Origin of the sequence: Mycobacterium liflandii, assembly GCF_022354805.1 — a bacterium.
GTDB classification, from domain to species: domain Bacteria; phylum Actinomycetota; class Actinomycetes; order Mycobacteriales; family Mycobacteriaceae; genus Mycobacterium; species Mycobacterium marinum.
Genome location: NZ_CP023138.1, coordinates 1,198,254 through 1,215,885 on the forward strand (window position 1 = coordinate 1,198,254; position 17,632 = coordinate 1,215,885).

At 62.7% G+C, this 17,632-nt stretch carries 4 protein-coding genes and 2 pseudogenes; 2 read left to right on the forward strand and 4 right to left on the reverse strand.

The features are described from left to right. The first annotated feature begins 46 nt into the window (after nucleotides 1-46). Nucleotides 47-1,236 (forward strand): annotated as a pseudogene (gene dnaJ / locus CKW46_RS05455) (molecular chaperone DnaJ). Next, a complete protein-coding gene (locus tag CKW46_RS05460) occupies nucleotides 1,237-1,623 on the forward strand; it encodes a heat shock protein transcriptional repressor HspR (protein ID WP_012392599.1) in 387 nt (128 codons plus the stop codon). 27 nt (nucleotides 1,624-1,650) lie between these two features. On the opposite strand, the gene CKW46_RS05465 is transcribed toward CKW46_RS05460, so the two are convergent. The 4 genes and pseudogenes from CKW46_RS05465 to CKW46_RS05480 all read right to left on the reverse strand — a co-directional run bounded on the left by CKW46_RS05465 (nucleotide 1,651) and on the right by CKW46_RS05480 (nucleotide 17,225). Next, complete coding sequence (locus CKW46_RS05465) at nucleotides 1,651-4,929, reverse strand: beta strand repeat-containing protein (protein ID WP_482052937.1); 3,279 nt, start codon at nucleotides 4,927-4,929, stop codon at nucleotides 1,651-1,653. A 172-nt stretch (nucleotides 4,930-5,101) separates the two neighbouring features. Next, a pseudogene (locus CKW46_RS05470) lies at nucleotides 5,102-5,293 on the reverse strand (hypothetical protein); the annotation flags it as partial. Next, nucleotides 5,220-7,181: a PPE family protein gene (locus CKW46_RS05475; protein WP_482052938.1), complete on the reverse strand. Its 1,962-nt coding sequence runs from the start codon at nucleotides 7,179-7,181 to the stop codon at nucleotides 5,220-5,222. The gene CKW46_RS05475 and the pseudogene CKW46_RS05470, both read right to left, overlap by 74 nt. Before the next feature lie 330 nt (nucleotides 7,182-7,511). Further along, on the reverse strand, nucleotides 7,512-17,225 hold the full coding sequence (locus CKW46_RS05480; RefSeq protein WP_482052939.1) for a PPE domain-containing protein: 9,714 nt from the start codon (nucleotides 17,223-17,225) through the stop codon (nucleotides 7,512-7,514). Between the last annotated feature and the right edge of the window lie 407 nt (nucleotides 17,226-17,632).

Consider the following 17,632-nt stretch of genomic DNA (forward strand, 5'->3'; position numbering starts at 1 on the left):
AGGACGACAACAAAAAATGGACATGAAGGTAAGGAGGTGACGCGGCATGGCCCAGCGTGAATGGGTCGAGAAGGACTTCTACAAGGAGTTGGGCGTCTCCTCCGACGCCGCACCTGAAGAGATCAAGCGGGCGGCTCGCAAGCTGCTCGCCGAGAATCATCCCGACCGCAACCCGGGGAACAACTCGGCCGAGGACCGCTACAAGGCGGTATCCGAGGCCAAAGAGGTGCTCACGGATCCGGCCAAACGCAAGGAGTACGACGAGACTCGTCGGCTCTTTGCGGGAGGCGGATTCGGGGGCCGCCGCTTCGACACGGGTGGCTTCGGCGGCTTCACAGGGGGCCCGCATATGGCTCCGATGGCGCCGAGTTCAACCTCAATGACTTGTTCGACGCCGCCGGCCGGTCCGGGGGCACCAACATCGGCGACTTGTTCGGCGGCCTGTTCGGACGCGGCGGCAGCGCTCGTCCGAGCCGGCCCCGCCGCGGCAACGACCTGGAGACCGAGACCGAACTGGACTTCGTGGAGGCAGCCAAAGGCGTGGCGATGCCACTGCGGCTGACCAGTCCGGCGCCGTGTACGAACTGCCACGGCAGTGGCGCGCGGCCGGGCACCAGCCCGAAGGTGTGTCCCAACTGCAACGGTGCCGGTGTGGTCAACCGCAACCAGGGCGCGTTCGGTTTCTCCGAACCTTGCACCGATTGCCGGGGAAGCGGCTCGATCATCGATCACCCCTGCGACGAGTGCAAAGGCACCGGCGTCACGACCCGCACCCGCACCATCAATGTCCGGATTCCACCCGGCGTGGAGGACGGGCAGCGGATCAGGTTGGCCGGGCAGGGCGAGGCCGGGTTGCGCGGTGCACCGTCGGGAGATCTCTATGTCACCGTGCACGTGCGGCCGCACCAGGTCTTCGGCCGTGACGGCGACGACCTCACCGTCACGGTTCCGGTCAGCTTCACCGAACTAGCTTTGGGCTCAACGCTTTCGGTGCCAACGCTGGACGGCAGCGTCGGTGTCAAGGTGCCGCAGGGCACCGCCGACGGGCGCATCCTGCGGGTTCGCGGCCGTGGCGTGCCCAAACGCAGCGGAGGTAGCGGCGACCTGCTCGTCACGGTCAAGGTGGCCGTCCCGCCGAATTTGGAAGGGGCTGCCAAGGAGGCGCTGGAAGCCTACGCGGCGGCCGAGCGGTCCAGTGGGTTCGATCCCAGGGCCGGTTGGGCAGGTAATCGCTAGATGGCTAAGAACTCGAGAGAAGGGGAAGCCCGAACGTTTCTGATTTCGGTGGCGGCGGAGCTGGCCGGAATGCACGCGCAGACGCTGCGCACCTATGACAGGCTTGGTCTGGTCAGCCCGCGCCGGACATCCGGTGGCGGGCGCCGCTATTCGGAACATGACGTCAATCTGCTGCGTCAGGTTCAGCAGCTCTCTCAGGAAGAGGGGGTCAACCTCGCGGGCATCAAGCGCATCATCGAGCTGACCAACCAGGTCGAGGCGCTGCAGTCGAGGTTGCAGGAAATGGCCGACGAGCTCGAGACGATGCGGGCAAAGCAGCGCCGCGAGGTGGCGCTGGTGCCCAAGAGCACGGCGCTGGTCGTGTGGCAGCCGCGCCGGCCCCGCTGAGCCGGCTTTCCGCCACACCCCGCCGGGCTACGGCCCGGTGCCGGTATTGAAGAACCCGGAGAGGTTGGATCCGGTGTTGAAGAAGCCCGAGATGTAAGCTGCGGCGTCTTTGACCTTGCTGGTGTTGAAGAAGCCCGAGACGGTGTTGCCCACGTTCACCAGGCCCGATTGCAGCTCGCCGAAGTTGTAGACGCCCGAGGTCTGGCTGCTTCCGGAGCCGAACGGATCCATGCTGCCGTTGAGGAAACCCGAGTCGTAGCCGCCGATGTTGCCAAGCCCCGACGTGAAGCCCTTACCGGAGTTGAAGAATCCCGACGAGTCGTTGTTGGTGAAGTTGAAGAAGCCCGGCGCCGGGTCCATGTCGACCGCGATGTTCAGTGGCCCGCCATCGAAATTGATGGTGGTATTGAGAGCCGGGGGACCCACCGTGAAGTTCTGGCTGGACCCGCCGATCTGGATGCTCGGGATCGTGATCGCGGGGATGTCGAAGGAATACTTGAACGGGTAGTTGAACTTGATTCCGAGGACCTTGTACGAGTAGCCGTACTTTCCGGAGATGGTGAACGCTGAAATGTCGAAGCTGTGGATGGTCGTTCCACCGACGTCGAGGCTGATCGGTGTCTGGAAGTTGGCATAAATATCCAGGTCCACGGGCAGAGTCGGGATATTGAGCGTGTAGTTGAAGCCCAGCTGGCCTAGCTCGTCGCCTCTGAGTAAGAAGCCGTTGTTCATGCTGCCGGAGTTGAAACCACCGGTGTTGATATCGCCGAGGTTGGCAATTCCGGTGTTGGTGTCGCCCACATTGAAGTAGCCGGTATTGCCGACACCGGTGTTGAACGAGCCGGTGTTGATGTCGCCGGCGTTGAGGTTGCGGGTGTTGTAGCTGCCCGCGTTGGCCACGCCGGTATTGGCGATGCCGGAGTTGAACATGCCCGTGTTCGCGGCGCCGGTGTTCCCGACGCCGGTGTTGTAGTTGCCCGAATTTCCGATGCCCCAGTTTCCGGTGCCCGAGTTGCCGATGCCGACGTTGCCGGTGCCGGAGTTGAACAAGCCGACATTGTCGGTGCCGCTGTTGAGGGCTTCGAAACCGCGCAAGCCGTCGCCGTTTAACCCGATTCCGATGTTGCCGTCACCGGTGTTGCCGAAGCCGATGTTGCCGTCGCCGGTGTTGCCGAAGCCGAAGTTGTTGCTGCCGGTGTTGCCGAAGCCGAAGTTGTTGCTGCCGGTGTTGCCGAAGCCGAAGTTGTGGTTGCCGTTGGCCAGCGAGACGCCGGAGTTGCCGAAGCCGAAGTTATTGCTGCCCAGGTTCCCGAAGCCGAAGTTATTGCTGCCCAGGTTCCCGAAGCCGAAGTTGGTGCTGCCGAGGTTTCCGGCGCCGAAGTTGAGGTCGCCGGTGTTTGCGCCACCGAAGTTGATGCCGCCGACGTTTGCGGTGCCCACGTTGTAGTCGCCGACGTTGGCGGCACCGAGGTTCAGGACGCCCAGGTTGGCGAAGCCCACGTTGAGGGTGGTGCCGCCCGCGGAGTCCCGGAACAACCCGGCAAGGTTGGCGCCGGCATTTCCGACGCCGGAGACGTAGGCCGCCGTCGCGGTGTCCAGGCTGCTGGTGTTGAACAGGCCCGAGACGCTGTTGCCGTAGTTGGCCAGGCCGGATTGCACCGCGCCCAGGTTTCCGTAGCCCGATACGTCGGTGCCGGAGTTGAAGAAGCCCGATCCGCTGCCAGCACCGTTGTTGAAGAAGCCCGAAGAGTAGCTGGTGGTCGTGTTTCCGAAGCCCGGCGCGGCGGCGATGTCGAACAGTGGGACGCCGACCAAGCCCTGGTAGTCGCCCCTTGCCAGGATGCCGTTGCTGTAGTTGCCGGAGATGAAGATGCCGGTGTCGACATCGCCCGTGTTGGCCCAACCGGTGTCGTAGTTACCCGAGTTGAAGCCGCCGGTGTTGTAGCTGCCCGAATTCGCGTTGCCGGTGTTGGCGTCGCCGGCGTTGAAGGTTCCGGTGTTGAAGTCTCCGGCGTTGCCGATGCCCGTGTTGACGATGCCCGCGTTGAACACGCCGGTGTCGTAGTTGCCCGAGTTGAACAGCCCGGCGTTGCCGATGCCCGAGTTCCCGATGCCGATGTTGTCGCTGCCCGACTTGAACAGGCCGATGTTGTTGGTGCCGGAGTTGAACAGGCCGATGTTGCCGCTGCCGGTGTTCAGGGCGCCGAACCCGCGCAAACCGTCGCCGCTGAGCCCGATTCCGATGTTGCCATCGCCGGTGTTGCCGAAGCCGATGTTGCCGTCACCGGTGTTGCCGAAGCCGAAGTTGTTGCTGCCGGTGTTGCCGAAGCCGATGTTGTGGTTGCCGTTGGTCAACGAGGCGCCGGAGTTGCCGAAGCCGAAGTTGTTGTTACCGATGTTGCCGAAGCCGAAGTTGGTGTCGCCGATGTTTGCCCCGCCGATGTTGGTGCTGCCGAGGTTCCCGGGGCCGAAGTTGGTGTTACCGACGTTGCCCAGACCGAAGTTGTAGTCGCCGAGGTTGGCGCTGCCGATGTTGAAACTGCCGTCATTGGCCACACCCACGTTGAAGATTCGATCGGCAGAGTCACCGACGAGGAAGAAGCCCGAAAGGTTGCTGCCGAAGTTTGAAACACCCGACACATTGGCCGCCGTCAGCAGGTCCAGCGCGCTCGTGTTGAACACACCGGAAACGTTGTTGCCCAGGTTTGCGATGCCGGACTCCAGCGTGCCGTAGTTCTTGAAACCGGAGTTTCCGAGACTGTCGGTGGCAAAGTTCAGGAAGCCGGAGTTGCTGCCGCCCCCGTTCCCGAAGCCCGACGCGCTACCGTCACCCGAGTTGAAGAAACCCGACGACTCGACGCTGGTCGAATTGCCGACTCCCGGGCCAGAAGGCAGGTCGAGGACGATCGCCTGGACCAGCCCCGTGTCGACAACAAAGCTGGGCGTGAACACGGACTGTGTCCCGCCCACGCCGATGTCTATCGTTGGACCGACAATCGTGATGGTCGGGAAGGTTTCCGGCCCGATGTTGCCGCTGACCACTCCGTACGCGCCGATCGGGATCTCCGGAATGGTGAAGCCCTCGATCACGGTGTTGCCGACGGTGGCGCTGATGGGGATGTCTATCGGGACGCTGAGGTTGAGGCTGGTGGTGATGGGCACCAGGCCAATCGCGTAGCTGAAGCCGCCTTGCGCCCGGTAGTCGGATCTCCACAAGATGCCGTTGTCGTAGTTGCCGCTGATCAGGGCGCCGGTGTTGACGTTGCCGACGTTTGCCAGTCCGGTGTTGTAATCGCCCAGGTTCAACCAGCCGGTGTTGTAGTCGCCCTGGTTGGCGCCGCCGGTGTTGGCCGTTGCCGGTGTTGCCGAAGCCGATGTTGTTGTCGCCGGTGTTGCCGAAGCCGATGTTGTTGAAGGCGGCCGTCAACCCGGGACCGGCGTTGCCGAATCCGATGTTGGCGCTGCCGAGGTTTCCGCTGCCGAGGTTGTAGTCGCCGACGTTGCCGCCGCCGATGTTGCCGAACCCGATGTTTGCGCTGCCGAGGTTGAGGTTGCCGATGTTCGCGTTGCCGAAGTTGTAGTCGCCGATGTTTGCGCTACCGAAGTTCAGCCCGCCGTCGTTGCCGACGCCCACGTTGAAGGTGGTCGCGTCCGGGCCGTCCCGAAACACACCGGCCAGATCGCTGCCGATGTTGCCGACTCCCGATATCCGGGCCGGCTCCAGGGTCGCGAGTTCGAGCCCACTGGTGTTGTGAATGCCCGAGATCGTGTTGCCGAAGTTCAGCGCGCCCGATTCCAGATCGCCGTAATTGAGCAGCCCGGAGACGCCGAACGGGCCGGAGGTGGTGTTGAACAAGCCCGACGAGCCGCCGTCGCCCTGGTTGAAGAATCCCGACGACGGGCTCGAGCTCGTGTTTCCCAAGCCCCTTGGTCGGCGGGATGTAGAGAAGTTGCAGCTGGATGGGGCTGACGTCATAGGAAAGGGACAGATCCAGCGTTGCGGGGCCCACGGTGGCATTGATCGGGGGACCGACGATCGTGATCGATGGGATGGTGATGGGGCCGATGTATCCCCCGTTGAGGAAGGTCTGCTTGGGAATGGTGGTGCCCGGGGTGGTGATGGTGGGCACGGTGGCGCTGAACGTGTTGTCCAGGGGGATGCTGACGGCGTAGTCGCCGCTGGTTCCGCCGAAGTTGATCTTGAGATCGATGCCGAGCAGCCGGTAATCGTCCTGCCAGAACAGGCCGTTGCTATAGCTGCCCGAGATGAATGCGCCGGTATCGACATCGCCGGTATTGGCCCAGCCGGTGTTGAGGTTGCCCGGGTTGAAGCCGCCGGTGTTGGTGTTTACGGCGTTGAAGCTGCCCGTGTTGTGGTTGCCGGTCTTCGCCCAGCCGGTGTTGGCGTTGCCCGGGTTGAACACCCCGGTACTGGCCTCACCCGAGTTGCCGAAGCCCGTGTTGTAGCTGCCCGAGTTCAACACACCGAAATTGCCGGTGCCCGAGTTGAAGAAGCCGATGTTGTTGGTGCCCGAGTTGAACAGCCCGATGTTGCCGCTCCCGGAATTCAAGGAGCCGAACCCGATCTTGCCGTCACCGCTGAGCCCGATGCCGATGTTGTTGCTGCCGGTGTTGCCGAAGCCGACGTTGAAGCTGCCGGTGTTGGCGAAGCCCTGGTTGTTGCTGCCGGTGTTGGCGAAACCCTGGTTGTTGCTGCCCGCGTTGCCAAAGCCCTGGTTGGCGCCGCCTAGGTTGCCCCAACCGAGGTTATAGCTGCCGAGGTTGCCGCCACCGAGGTTGCCATCACCGTTATTGCCGTTTCCGATGTTCCCGCTACCGATGTTCCCGAAGCCCAGATTGGATGTGCCGACGTTGGCCGCCCCCAGGTTCAACGGGGTCGCGGCGGCCAGGCCCAAGCTGGGCAGGCCCAGCGCGCTCACCGGGTCGGCGACCGCGGCCTCGGCGGCGGCGGCCACCGCCGCGCTGGCCGGGGCCGCGCTGGCCAGGCTCGCGGCGGCGGCGTTGCCAAGCTGGCGCACCAATCCGCTCACGGCAAAGGGCGTCAATGCTGGGGCGGCCGCCGAGGCGCCGGCGTGGTAACCGAGCATGGCGGCGACGTCCTGGGCCCACATTTGCTCGTACTGTGCTTCGACGGCCGCGATCGCCGGCGCGGCCAGGCCCAGCACGTTCGCATTCACCAGTGCGGTCAGGACGGTGCGGTTTGCGTCGATAGCCGGCGGACTGACCGTGGCCACCAGCGCCGCTTCGAAAGAAGCCAACGCCGCCCGGACCTGACTGGCGGCCTGCTCGGCCTGGGCGCTTGCCGTGGTCAGCCACACCAGATAGGGCTGTGCGGCGCTGGCCATCGCGGTCGACGCCGGACCTTGCCAAGACCCGCCCGCCAGGCCGGAGGTCACCGCCCCGAACGCACTTGCCGCGGCGAACAACTCGGCCGCCAGCCCATCCCAGGCCGTCGCTGCCGCCAGCATGGGCCCCGGCCCAGCACCGAGGTGCATCCGGGCCGAATTGATCTCCGGCGGCAACAGCACAAAACTCATCGGAAACGCCTACTCGCCGCTACTAAGCGGATGGCGAGCTGTCTCATAACACTCCCCGCGCACACAGCAAATGCGAAAACCATTCGCATAGCAAAATGTGAAACCTATTCACAATTTCCAATGGCTACTCTCTGCTGGCCAGGCTAGCCCGATTTGTCTTGTCCGTTTTGGATTTGGATTGGTTCGGCAGGAATCGGCGGGATATTCGATGCGGCTTTGTCCGCTGCCGCACCTCGAATTGTCCGCTGGGCCAACTTGCGGCAGGCGCGGCCGATCAGGCGGTGCCGCAGGTGGATTGAGCGACGTCCCCGATCGCGGGTCCGGGTGCCGTTACGCCATCGCGTCGTTCAGGAAGCCGGAAAGCTCATGGCCGGTGTTGCCCAAGCCGGAGACAAAGGCCTGGGCCATCAGGTTCAGAATGCTGGTGTTGTAGATGCCCGACAGCGAGTTGCCGAAGTTCGCCCAGCCTGATTCGAGCGTGCCGACGTTTTGGAGGCCGGACAGTCCCGGGCCGCCCGCGTTGAAGAATCCCGAACTCTCCAAGAAGGCGTTTCCGATCCCCGAGACGGCCCCTTGGGCGTCGTTGAGCAAGCCCGACGCGCCTCCGGCTCCGGAATTGAAGAAGCCCGACGACGGCGTGTCCGACGAGTTGAAGAATCCAGGGCTCTGCTGCCAGTTGAAGCCGAAGGTGGCGGGGCCGACGGTGCCCGCGTCGGAGAAGTCGATGGTGTCCGTGATGGCCGTGTTTATCGGGCTTTGCGGGTTGATCACACTGGGATCGATGACGAACGGCCCGACGTGTTCGGTGGTAATCGGAACGGTGACCGATACGTGCAGCACACAGCCGACGAACGGAACATAGATCAGGCAGATCGTGGTCTCCAGACTGATTGGTATCTCGAATTCGGCGATGGTGAACATGTCCTGGGTGATGGTGTTGATCGCGCCGGTAATCGGTATGTCGATGTCGGAGTGCACCCCGATATTCCACGGGATCGCTGGAACGGTGGACTCGTAGGTGAAGCCGAGCAGGCCCTGGTAATCGCCGCGCCACAGCAACCCGTTGCTGTAATTGCCCGAGATGAACGCGCCGGTGTTGACGTTGCCGGAGTTGGCCAGGCCGGTGTTGGAATTGCCCTCGTTGAAGTAGCCGGTGTTGTAGTTGCCCGGATTGAAGCCGCCGGTGTTGTAGTCGCCCGGGTTGAAACTGCCGGTGTTGAAGTCGCCGCTGTTGTAGCAGCCGGTGTTGTAGTTGCCCGCGTTGCCGATGCCGGTGTTGACCATGCCGGAGTTGAAGAACCCGGTGTTAGTTGTGCCGGTGTTGCCGATGCCGGTGTTGTAGCTGCCGGAGTTGCCGATGCCCCAGTTGCCGGTGCCGGAATTTCCGAAGCCGATGTTGTTGGTGCCGGAGTTGAACAAGCCGATGTTGCCGCTGCCCGAGTTCCAGCCCCCGAATCCGGTCATAGTGTCACCGGCGAGTCCGATCCCGATGTTTCCGTCGCCGGTGTTAGCGAAGCCGAGGTTGCCGTTGCCGGGGTTGCCGAACCCGATGTTGTAGCTTCCGGTGTTGCCGAACCCGATGTTGCCGATGGCGTCCGACAGCGCCGGGCCGGTGTTGGCGAAGCCGAAGTTGTAGCTGCCCATGTTGGCGCTGCCGAGGTTGAAGCCGCCGAGATTGGCGCTGCCGAGGTTGGCGCTGCCGAGGTTGCCGAAGCCGAAGTTGGAATCGCCGATGTTGGCGTTTCCGAGGTTGTAGCTGCCGATGTTGGCGCTGCCCACGTTCCAGAATCCGGGGTTTGCGATGCCGAAGCTGAAGGTCGTTGCGTCCGGCCCATTGCGGTACCAGCCGGCCAGGTCGGTGCCGATGTTTTGGAATCCGGAGAGGTTGGCCGGCGTTGCGCCACCGGTGTTGAGGAAACCGGAGATGGCGTTGCCGAGGTTGGCCAGGCCGGATTGCTGCGACCCGATGTTTTGGAAGCCGGAGTTGCCCAGGGCGGCGGTGGCGACGTTCCAGATGCCCGAGTTGTTGGCACCCACGTTGGCGAAGTCGGACGCGCTTCCGTCGCCCAGGTTGAAGAAGCCCGACGACGGGCCGGTGGTCGCGTTGAAGAAGCCGGCGGCCGGTTTGATGTCGATGAGCGGAATCTGGCCGGGGCAGAAGTTGAAGTAGCCACCGACGTGAACGACGGTGGAACCATCGGGATTACCGAGATTGAGCTGCAACGCCGGTTGGGTGCCGAAGTCGATGACGATGGGTGTGTTCAACGGGGCCGACGCGTCGCCACCGTGGATGGTGATGGGGCCGATCGGTGCGATGACCGTGCCACTGATGATGGCGAGGTCGACCTTGCCCGTGGCGGGCACTTTCGGGAAGGTCACGGCCGGGATCGAGATGTCGGTGATGGTGCCGGTGATAGGGATGTTGACCGGGGCATCGATGGTCATGAATGCCGGAATCCTGTTGACCGTGATGGCGTAGTGGGCGGACAGCTGCCCCATGCTGTCGGCCCGCCAGAAGACGCCGTTGGCCATGTTGCCGGTGATGAAGGCGCCGGTGTCGAAGTTGCCGATGTTTGCCAGGCCGGTGTTGTAGTCACCGGTGTTGTAGAAGCCGGTGTTGTAGTCGCCGGGGTTGGCGATGCCGGTGTTGAAGACGCCGATGTTGAACAAGCCGGTGTTGAAATTGCCGGGGTTGGCGATGCCGGTGTTGAAGGAACCGGAGTTGAACAAGCCGGTGTTGTAGCTGCCCGTGTTGCCGATGCCGCTGTTGTGGCTGCCGGAGTTTCCGATGCCCCAGTTGCCGGTGCCGGAGTTGCCGATGCCGACATTGCCGGTGCCGGAGTTGAAGAGGCCGACGTTGAAGCTGCCCGAGTTCAGGCCGCCGATGCCCACCAGGTTGTCACCCTGCAGACCGATGCCGATGCCGCCGGTACCCATGTTCCCGATGCCGACGTTGCCGGTGCCGGAGTTGAAGAAGCCGACGTTGCCGGTGCCGGAGTTGAACATGCCGGCATTCGAGGTCCCGGAGTTGAAGAAGCCGGTGTTGCCGGAACCCGAACTCAGCGACCCGAACCCGACTCGGCCGTCGCCGGTGAGCCCGATGCCGACGTTGTTGTCCCCGGTGTTGAACAGCCCGATGTTGTTGCTTCCGGTGTTCGACCAGCCCTGGTTGTCGTTGCCGGCGTTGGCCAGTCCCGTGTTGAAGTCGCCCAGGTTGAACAGGCCCGCGTTGCCGACGCCGTCATTGAGCGGGCCGAACCCGATCTGGCCGTCGCCGCTGAGCCCGATGCCGATGTTGCCGTTGCCGGTGTTGCCGAAGCCGAGGTTGCCATTGCCGGTGTTGCCGAACCCGATGTTGGTGTCGCCGACGTTGCCGAAGCCGATGTTGTTGAACGCCTCCGTCAAGCCCGCTCCGGCGTTTCCGAACCCGATATTGCCGCTGCCGATGTCGCCGAAGCCGGTGTTCCGGAAGCCCGAATTGTTTGCGCCGACGTTTCCGAAGCCCGAGGCGGTTCCGGTGCCGGAGTTGAAGAAGCCCGACGACGGGGCCGAGGTCGAGTTTCCGAACCCGGGCGCCGCGGGGATGTCGAGCAAGACGATGCTGATGGGTCTCAAGCCGCTGCGAATCGCGATGGGGATCGAGCTGGAACCGTCGGGGTTGCCGATGTTGATATCGATGACCGGCAGAATGCCCTTGATGGTCGGGATGGTGATCGGCCCGATTTTGAAATCGGTGATCGACAGGGCGTCGATCGTGATGGTGGGAATCGTGAAGCCGTTGAGGGCCAGGCTGCCGAGATCGAGGTAGATCGGGATGTCGACCGGGATGTTCAAATCGAAGTTGAGCACCGGGAATTCGGGAATGAAGATCTCGTAGTGGGCGCCCACTAGCCCTTGGTAGTCCCCGCGCCAGAACATGCCGTTGCTGTAGTTGCCGGAGATGAATGCGCCGGTGTTGACGTCGCCCGTGTTCGCCAGGCCGGTGTTGTAGTCGCCGGTGTTGAAGAAACCGGTGTTGTAGTTGCCTGCGTTCGCCAGGCCGGTGTTGTAGTCGCCGGTGTTGAAAAAGCCGGTGTTGTAGTCGGTGGGGTTGGCCAGGCCGGTGTTGGTGTGGTCGGCGTTGTACAGACCCGTGTTGTAGTCGCCTGCGTTTGCGATGCCGGTGTTGCCGGTGCCCGGGTTCCACAGGCCCCAGTTCGTGCTGCCCGAGTTGGCGATGCCGGAATTGGCGGTCCCGGAGTTGCCGATGCCCCAGTTTGCGGTGCCGGAGTTGAAGATGCCGGTGTTGCCGGTGCCCGAGTTGAAGCTCCCGATATTGCCGCTGCCGAAGTTGTTGGCACCGACATTGCCGAAACCGGCGTTGTTGCTGCCGATGTTTCCGTCGCCGATGTTTCCGTTGCCGAGGTTGGCGATGCCCAGGTTGCCGATTGGGTTGTCATTGAAGAACCCTGCGATGTTGGTGCCGATGTTGGCGGCGCCGGAGATGTCGGCCGGTATCGATACGCCCAGGGAGCTCGTGTTGAAAAAGCCCGAGACGCTGTTGCCCAGGTTGGACATGCCCGACACCAGATCGCCGAGGTTCTGGTAGCCCGATATTCCGGAGCTGCCCGAAGCGAGGTTGAAGAACCCGGAATTGTTGCCGCCTGTGTTACCGAACCCGGAGGCGGTGCCGCTGCCGGTGTTGAAGAAGCCCGAGGACGCAGTTGTCGTGGAGTTACCGAAACCGGGGGCGGCCGCAATGTCGATGATCGGGATCTTGATCGGCAGCAGGCCGCCGGTGCCGACGATGTGGATCAACGGTTCCGGTCCGGTACCGATGTTGATGTCAATTGCGGGTAGGCCCAGCTCGAGGTTGGGGAACTTGATCGCGCTGACATGGACGGCCTTGAACCCGATGCCGACGATGTCCAATTCGACGGTGGACGCCGGGATGGTGAATCCGTCGACGGTGAAGACCCCGAGTGTGCCGGTGATGGGGATGTCGAGGTAGACTGGCACATCCAGGTTCAGTGGGATGGCGGTGTCGGGAATGGTGATCGCGTAATCGATGCCCCACAGGCCCTGATAGTCGCCCCGCCACAACAAGCCGTTGCTGTAGTTGCCCGAGATGAATGCGCCGGTGTTGACGTCGCCGGAGTTGGCAAAACCAGTGTTGTAGTTGCCGCTGTTGAGGTAGCCGGTGTTGTAGTCGCCCGGGTTGAGACCGGCCGTGTTGAAGCTTCCGGTGTTGAAGCTTCCGGTGTTGTAGTTGCCCGGGTTGCCGATTCCGGTGTTGACGTTGCCCGCATTCCACAATCCGGTGTTGATCTGACCCGAGTTGAAGACGCCCGTATTGGTGACGCCGGTGTTGCCGATGCCCCAGTTTGCGTTGCCGGAGTTGAACAGTCCGGTGTTGCCGGTGCCGGAGTTCAGGCCGCCACCAAAATTGAAGCCCTGCTGGTTGTCGCCGGTGAGCCCGATACCGATGTTGTTGTTGCCGGTGTTGAACAGGCCGATGTTGTTGTTGCCGCTGTTGGCAAGGCCCTGATTGAAGCCGCCCGCGTTGCCGAATCCGACGTTGTAGTCGCCGAGGTTGGACGAGCCGATGTTGTAGCCACCCAGGTTCGCCGAGCCGACGTTGAAGTTGCCGAGGTTGGCCAAGCCGAGATTGTTGAATCCGCTGTTGCCAAGGCCCAGGTTCTCGTCGCCAAGGTTGGCGAAGCCGAGATTGAAGTCGCCGGTGTTGCCGAAGCCCACGTTGGCCTGGCCGATGTCGGCCAGTCCCAAACTGAAGGTTGACATTCCAGACGCCTGGTCGACGAAGATGCCCGCGAGGGTGGTGCCGATGTTCGACACGCCCGAGACATTGGCGGGTGTTCCGATGCCGGTATTGAACAGGCCGGAGCCGGTGTCGCCGATGTTCAGCAGACCCGATTGCAGCGAGCCGACGTTCTTGAAGCCCGATACTGCCGAGGTCCCGAAGTTCTGGAAGCCGGAGATGTCGCCGCCGAAATTCGCGATCCCCGATACCGTTCCGGTGCCGCCGTTGAAGAAACCCGATGACGGGCTGCTGGTGGAGTTGAACAAGCCGGTGACCGCCGGGATGTCGAAGATGGTCCAGTCGACGGGGCCGAGACTGGCCGTGGCGGGGATCGACACCACCGTCGTCCCCTTGGGGTCGCCGATGTTGAACGAAATCGCCGGACCGGTGGCCGTGATCGGGGCAAGGGTGACGGAGTCGATCGTTCCGGTCAAGACAGGTAGCGGCCCAATCGCGACGGTAAAACCGAAGTTGATGTCCTCCATCGTTATTCCGCTGTACAGCGTGTTGGTGAAGTTGGCGGTGAGCGGGATGTTGATGGGGGCGCTGGCGTCGACATGCGCTGGAATCTCCGGAACATGGATGACATAGCTGGCGCTCACCTGGCCCTGCTGGTCGCCGCGCCAGGCGAAGCCGTTGCCCATGTCACCACTGATCAGCAGGCCGGTATCGATGTTGCTAGCGTTGGCAAAGCCGGTGCTGTAGTTGCCCGTGTTGTACCAGCCCGTGTTGTAGTCGCCGCGGTTGGCGGCGCCGGTGTTGACGTCACCCGTGTTGAGCCAGCCGGTGTTGTAGTCACCCACATTGGCGATACCGGTGTTGACCATCCCGGTGTTGAACAGGCCCGTATTAGTGCTGCCGGCATTGCCGAATCCGGTGTTGAGGCTGCCGCTGTTGCCGATGCCCCAGTTTCCGGTTCCGGAGTTTCCGATACCGACGTTGTTGGTGCCCGAGTTGAACAACCCGATGTTGCCGCTACCCGAGTTCAACCCGCCGGCGAAATTCACGCCCCGCTGGCCAGCACCGGTAAGGCCGATGCCGATGTTGCCGTTGCCGGTGTTGCCAAAGCCGATGTTGTTGTCGCTGGTGTTGCCGAAGCCGATGTTGTTGAACGCGTCCGTCAGCCGCGCTCCGGCGTTTCCGAACCCGATGTTGCCGCTGCCGATGTTCCCGCTGCCGAGGTTGTCGGAGCCGACGTTGCCGAATCCGAAGTTCGCGCTACCGATGTTTGCGCTGCCCACATTGAAGTCGCCGATGTTTGCGCTGCCCACATTGAAGTCGCCGAGGTTTCCGCTGCCCACGTTGAGGTGGCCCAGGTCGGCAAGGCCCAGATTCAAGATTGTTCCGTTGGCGTCGCGAAGCACACCCGCCAGGTCGGTGCCGACGTTGAATAGACCCGAAAGATTGGCTGGTGCAGCGAGGTTCGCCGTACTGGTGTTGTAGAAGCCCGACAGCGTGTTGCCCAGGTTCGCCCAGCCTGATGCCAGCGAGCCGAAGTTTTGCACGCCCGAGTTTCCGGCCGCCGCCACCCCGCTGTTCCACAGGCCCGAACTGGCGGCGCCAAAGTTGGCGAAGCCGGAGTTGCCTCCGGTGCTGGCGTTGAAAAAGCCTGACGACGGGCCGGCGGTGGTGTTTCCGAAGCCGGGCGCTGCCGGGATGTCCAGGAAGGTGATCGTGCGGCTTTCGACGGCGCCGACGATACTGATCGGTATGTTCGTGCTCGGTCCACCGAGGGCGATTGTCACGGTGGGAATCGTCAGGGTGGAGGCGCGGAGGTTGATCGGTCCCAGGAAGAACAGGCCGCCCAGATAGTAGGTCCTGGGGAAGACCGATCCAGCCTCGCTGACTTGTATCGTGTTGCCGCCCAGCGTGTATACGTGATTCACCGGCACGATCGACTGCACATCGATGGGAATGTGCGGAGTGGTGACCGATAGGTTGATCGCGATCTGACCTTGGTTGTCGCTGGTCACGAAGAAGCCGTTGTTGTAGTTCCCGGTGTCGAAGAAGCCGGTGTTGACGTTCCCGGGGTTGTAGGAGCCCGTGTTGGTGTCACCGGGGTTGAAGTTGCCCGTGTTCGCACTACCCGCATCGAAGCTGCCGGTGTTGGTGCTGCCCACGTTGAAGCCACCGGTGTTGTAGCTGCCGTTGTTGTAGAAGCCGGTGTTGGCCGCTCCGACGTTGTGCAGGCCCGTGTTGTACTGGCCGGCGTTACCGATACCGGTGTTCGCGGTGCCGGGATTCTCCAGGCCCCAGTTCGCAACGCCCGCATTGAGCAGGCCCGTGTTCCCGCTGCCCGAATTTCCGATCCCGATGTTTCCGCTGCCCGAGTTGAACAGGCCGACGTTGTCGGTTCCCGAGTTGAACAAGCCCGCGTTGCCGATGCCGGAGTTCAGTGCGCCGATTCCGATCTGGCCGTCACCGGTCAGTCCGATGCCGATGTTCCCGTTGCCGGTGTTGGCGAACCCGGTGTTGTTGCTGCCGGTGTTGGCCAGACCTTGGTTGTAGCTGCCGGCGTTGCCGAAGCCGGTGTTGTAGTCACCGAGGTTTCCGAATCCGACGTTGTAGCTACCGAGGCTTGCCGAACCGATGTTGTAACTGCCGATATTGGCCGAGCCGAGGTTGAGGCTGCCGATGTTGCCGCTGCCGAAAATGTTGTAGTCGCCGACGTTGCCGTTTCCGCCGATGTTGTAGTTGCCAACGTTGGCATGGGCCAATATGTTTCCGACGCCGTCGTTGGCGAAGCCGATGTTGAACAGTGTTGGGCCAAGCAGGAATCCGGCTAGGCTGCTACCGGTGTTCAAGACACCGGAGATGTAGGCCGGCGTCGTTATGGGCACCAGGCTCGAGTTGAGCAAACCGGATATGGTGTTGCCCGAGTTCACCAGACCTGACTGCAGCACGTCGGTGTTGGCGAAACCCGAGTTGCCGACGGGCCCCGAGGAATCGTTGAAGAAGCCAGAGTTGTTGGCGCCGGAGTTGAAGAACCCTGAGGCGCTACCTTCGCCACTGTTGAAGAAACCCGAGGAGGGGACGGTGGTCGAGTTCCCAAAGCCGGGCTCTCCGAAGATCAGACCCTGGTTGTCGCCGCGCCAGAGGAAGCCGTTGTTGTAGTCGCCGGTGTTCAGGGCGCCGGTGTTGACATTGCCGAAGTTCGCAACGCCGGTGTTGTAGTCGCCGCGATTCAGGTAACCCGTGTTGTAGCTACCCGTGTTGAAACCGCCGGTGTTGGCATCGCCAGGGTTGAAGCCACCGGTGTTGTAGCTGCCCACGTTGCCGATGCCGGTGTTGGCGACGCCGGCATTGAAGAAGCCGGTGTTGGCGTCACCCGAGTTGCCGATGCCGGTGTTGTAGCTGTTGCCGGAGTTCCCGATTCCCCAGTTGCCGGTTCCCGAGTTCCCAATACCGAAATTGCCGGTGCCCGAGTTGAACAACCCGATGTTGCCGCTGCCCGAGTTCAGGCCGCCGAATCCGAATTGGCCGGTGCCGGTGAGTCCGATGCCGCGGTTGTTGTCGCCGGTGTTGCCGAAGCCGATGTTGTTGAGGGCCGCTGTCAGTGCGGGCCCCGAGTTTTCGAAACCAATTTTGCCGCTGCCGATGTTGGAGCTGCCGACATTTTCCGAGCCGAGGTTTCCCGAGCCGAGGTTGTAGTCGCCGACATTTCCATTACCGAAGTTGCGGAAGCCGACGTTTGCAAAGCCCAGGTTGGCGGTGACGACCGACCCGGCGGTCTGCAGCGGGAATGGTGTCAACGCCGCGGCGATCGATTCCGCTCCGGAACGGTAGCCAAACATCGCGGCAACGTCTTGGGCCCACATCTGCTCATAGGCGGCCTCAGTGGCGGCGATCGCGGGGGCATTCTGCCCCAATAGGTTAGAGACCACAAGGGATACGAATTGGGAGCGGTTGGCGGAGATCGCGGCTGGGTGCACCGTCGCGGCCAGCGCCGCCTCGAATGCGGCCGCAGCCAATCGGACTTGCGTCGCGGCTTGCCCGGCCTGAGCTGCCGCGGTAGTCAGCCACTTCAGGTACGGCGCCGCCGCACTCGCCATCGCTGCCGACGCCGCACCCTGCCAGCCGCCGCTCACCAGATCGGTGGTTACCGACGAGAACGCCGAGGCGGCCGAGCCCAGCTCACCAGCCAGACCCTGCCAGGCATTGGCCGCCTCCAGCATCGGTCCCAGCCCGGCGCCGATGGTCAAGCGCGCCGAGTTGATCTCCGGCGGCAGCACCGCGAAATTCATCACCCGTCCCTAACTCAGATCCTTAACTCGAACCGTTTGACCGGTACGTGCAGTGGCGCTACGGCATCCGCACGACCTCCCTGAGTCCGGTGCCGACAGCAGCAAGATTATTCAGTTGCGCACGGCGAAAAAGCCACTGATTTGCTCAAAAAAATCTGGGTTTCTTAATCCCGCCGGATTCGACTCGGAGTGCCGTCGGCATGCTCCAGGGTTTGGGGCAAACACGCGACGTTGACATGCGCGTTGTGCGCACCTATCGCCGAGCGAAATTCATCCAGGTATAAATGAAATTGTCAAAAATGTCGTCGAACGAGGCAAATTCGAGCACCGCAAGTGTGAACGGCTTTCGGTGTTGGCTACGGGCCTGGCGCGCGCGGGCCCGCCATCGTTGCGCGTGAGGTTCATGC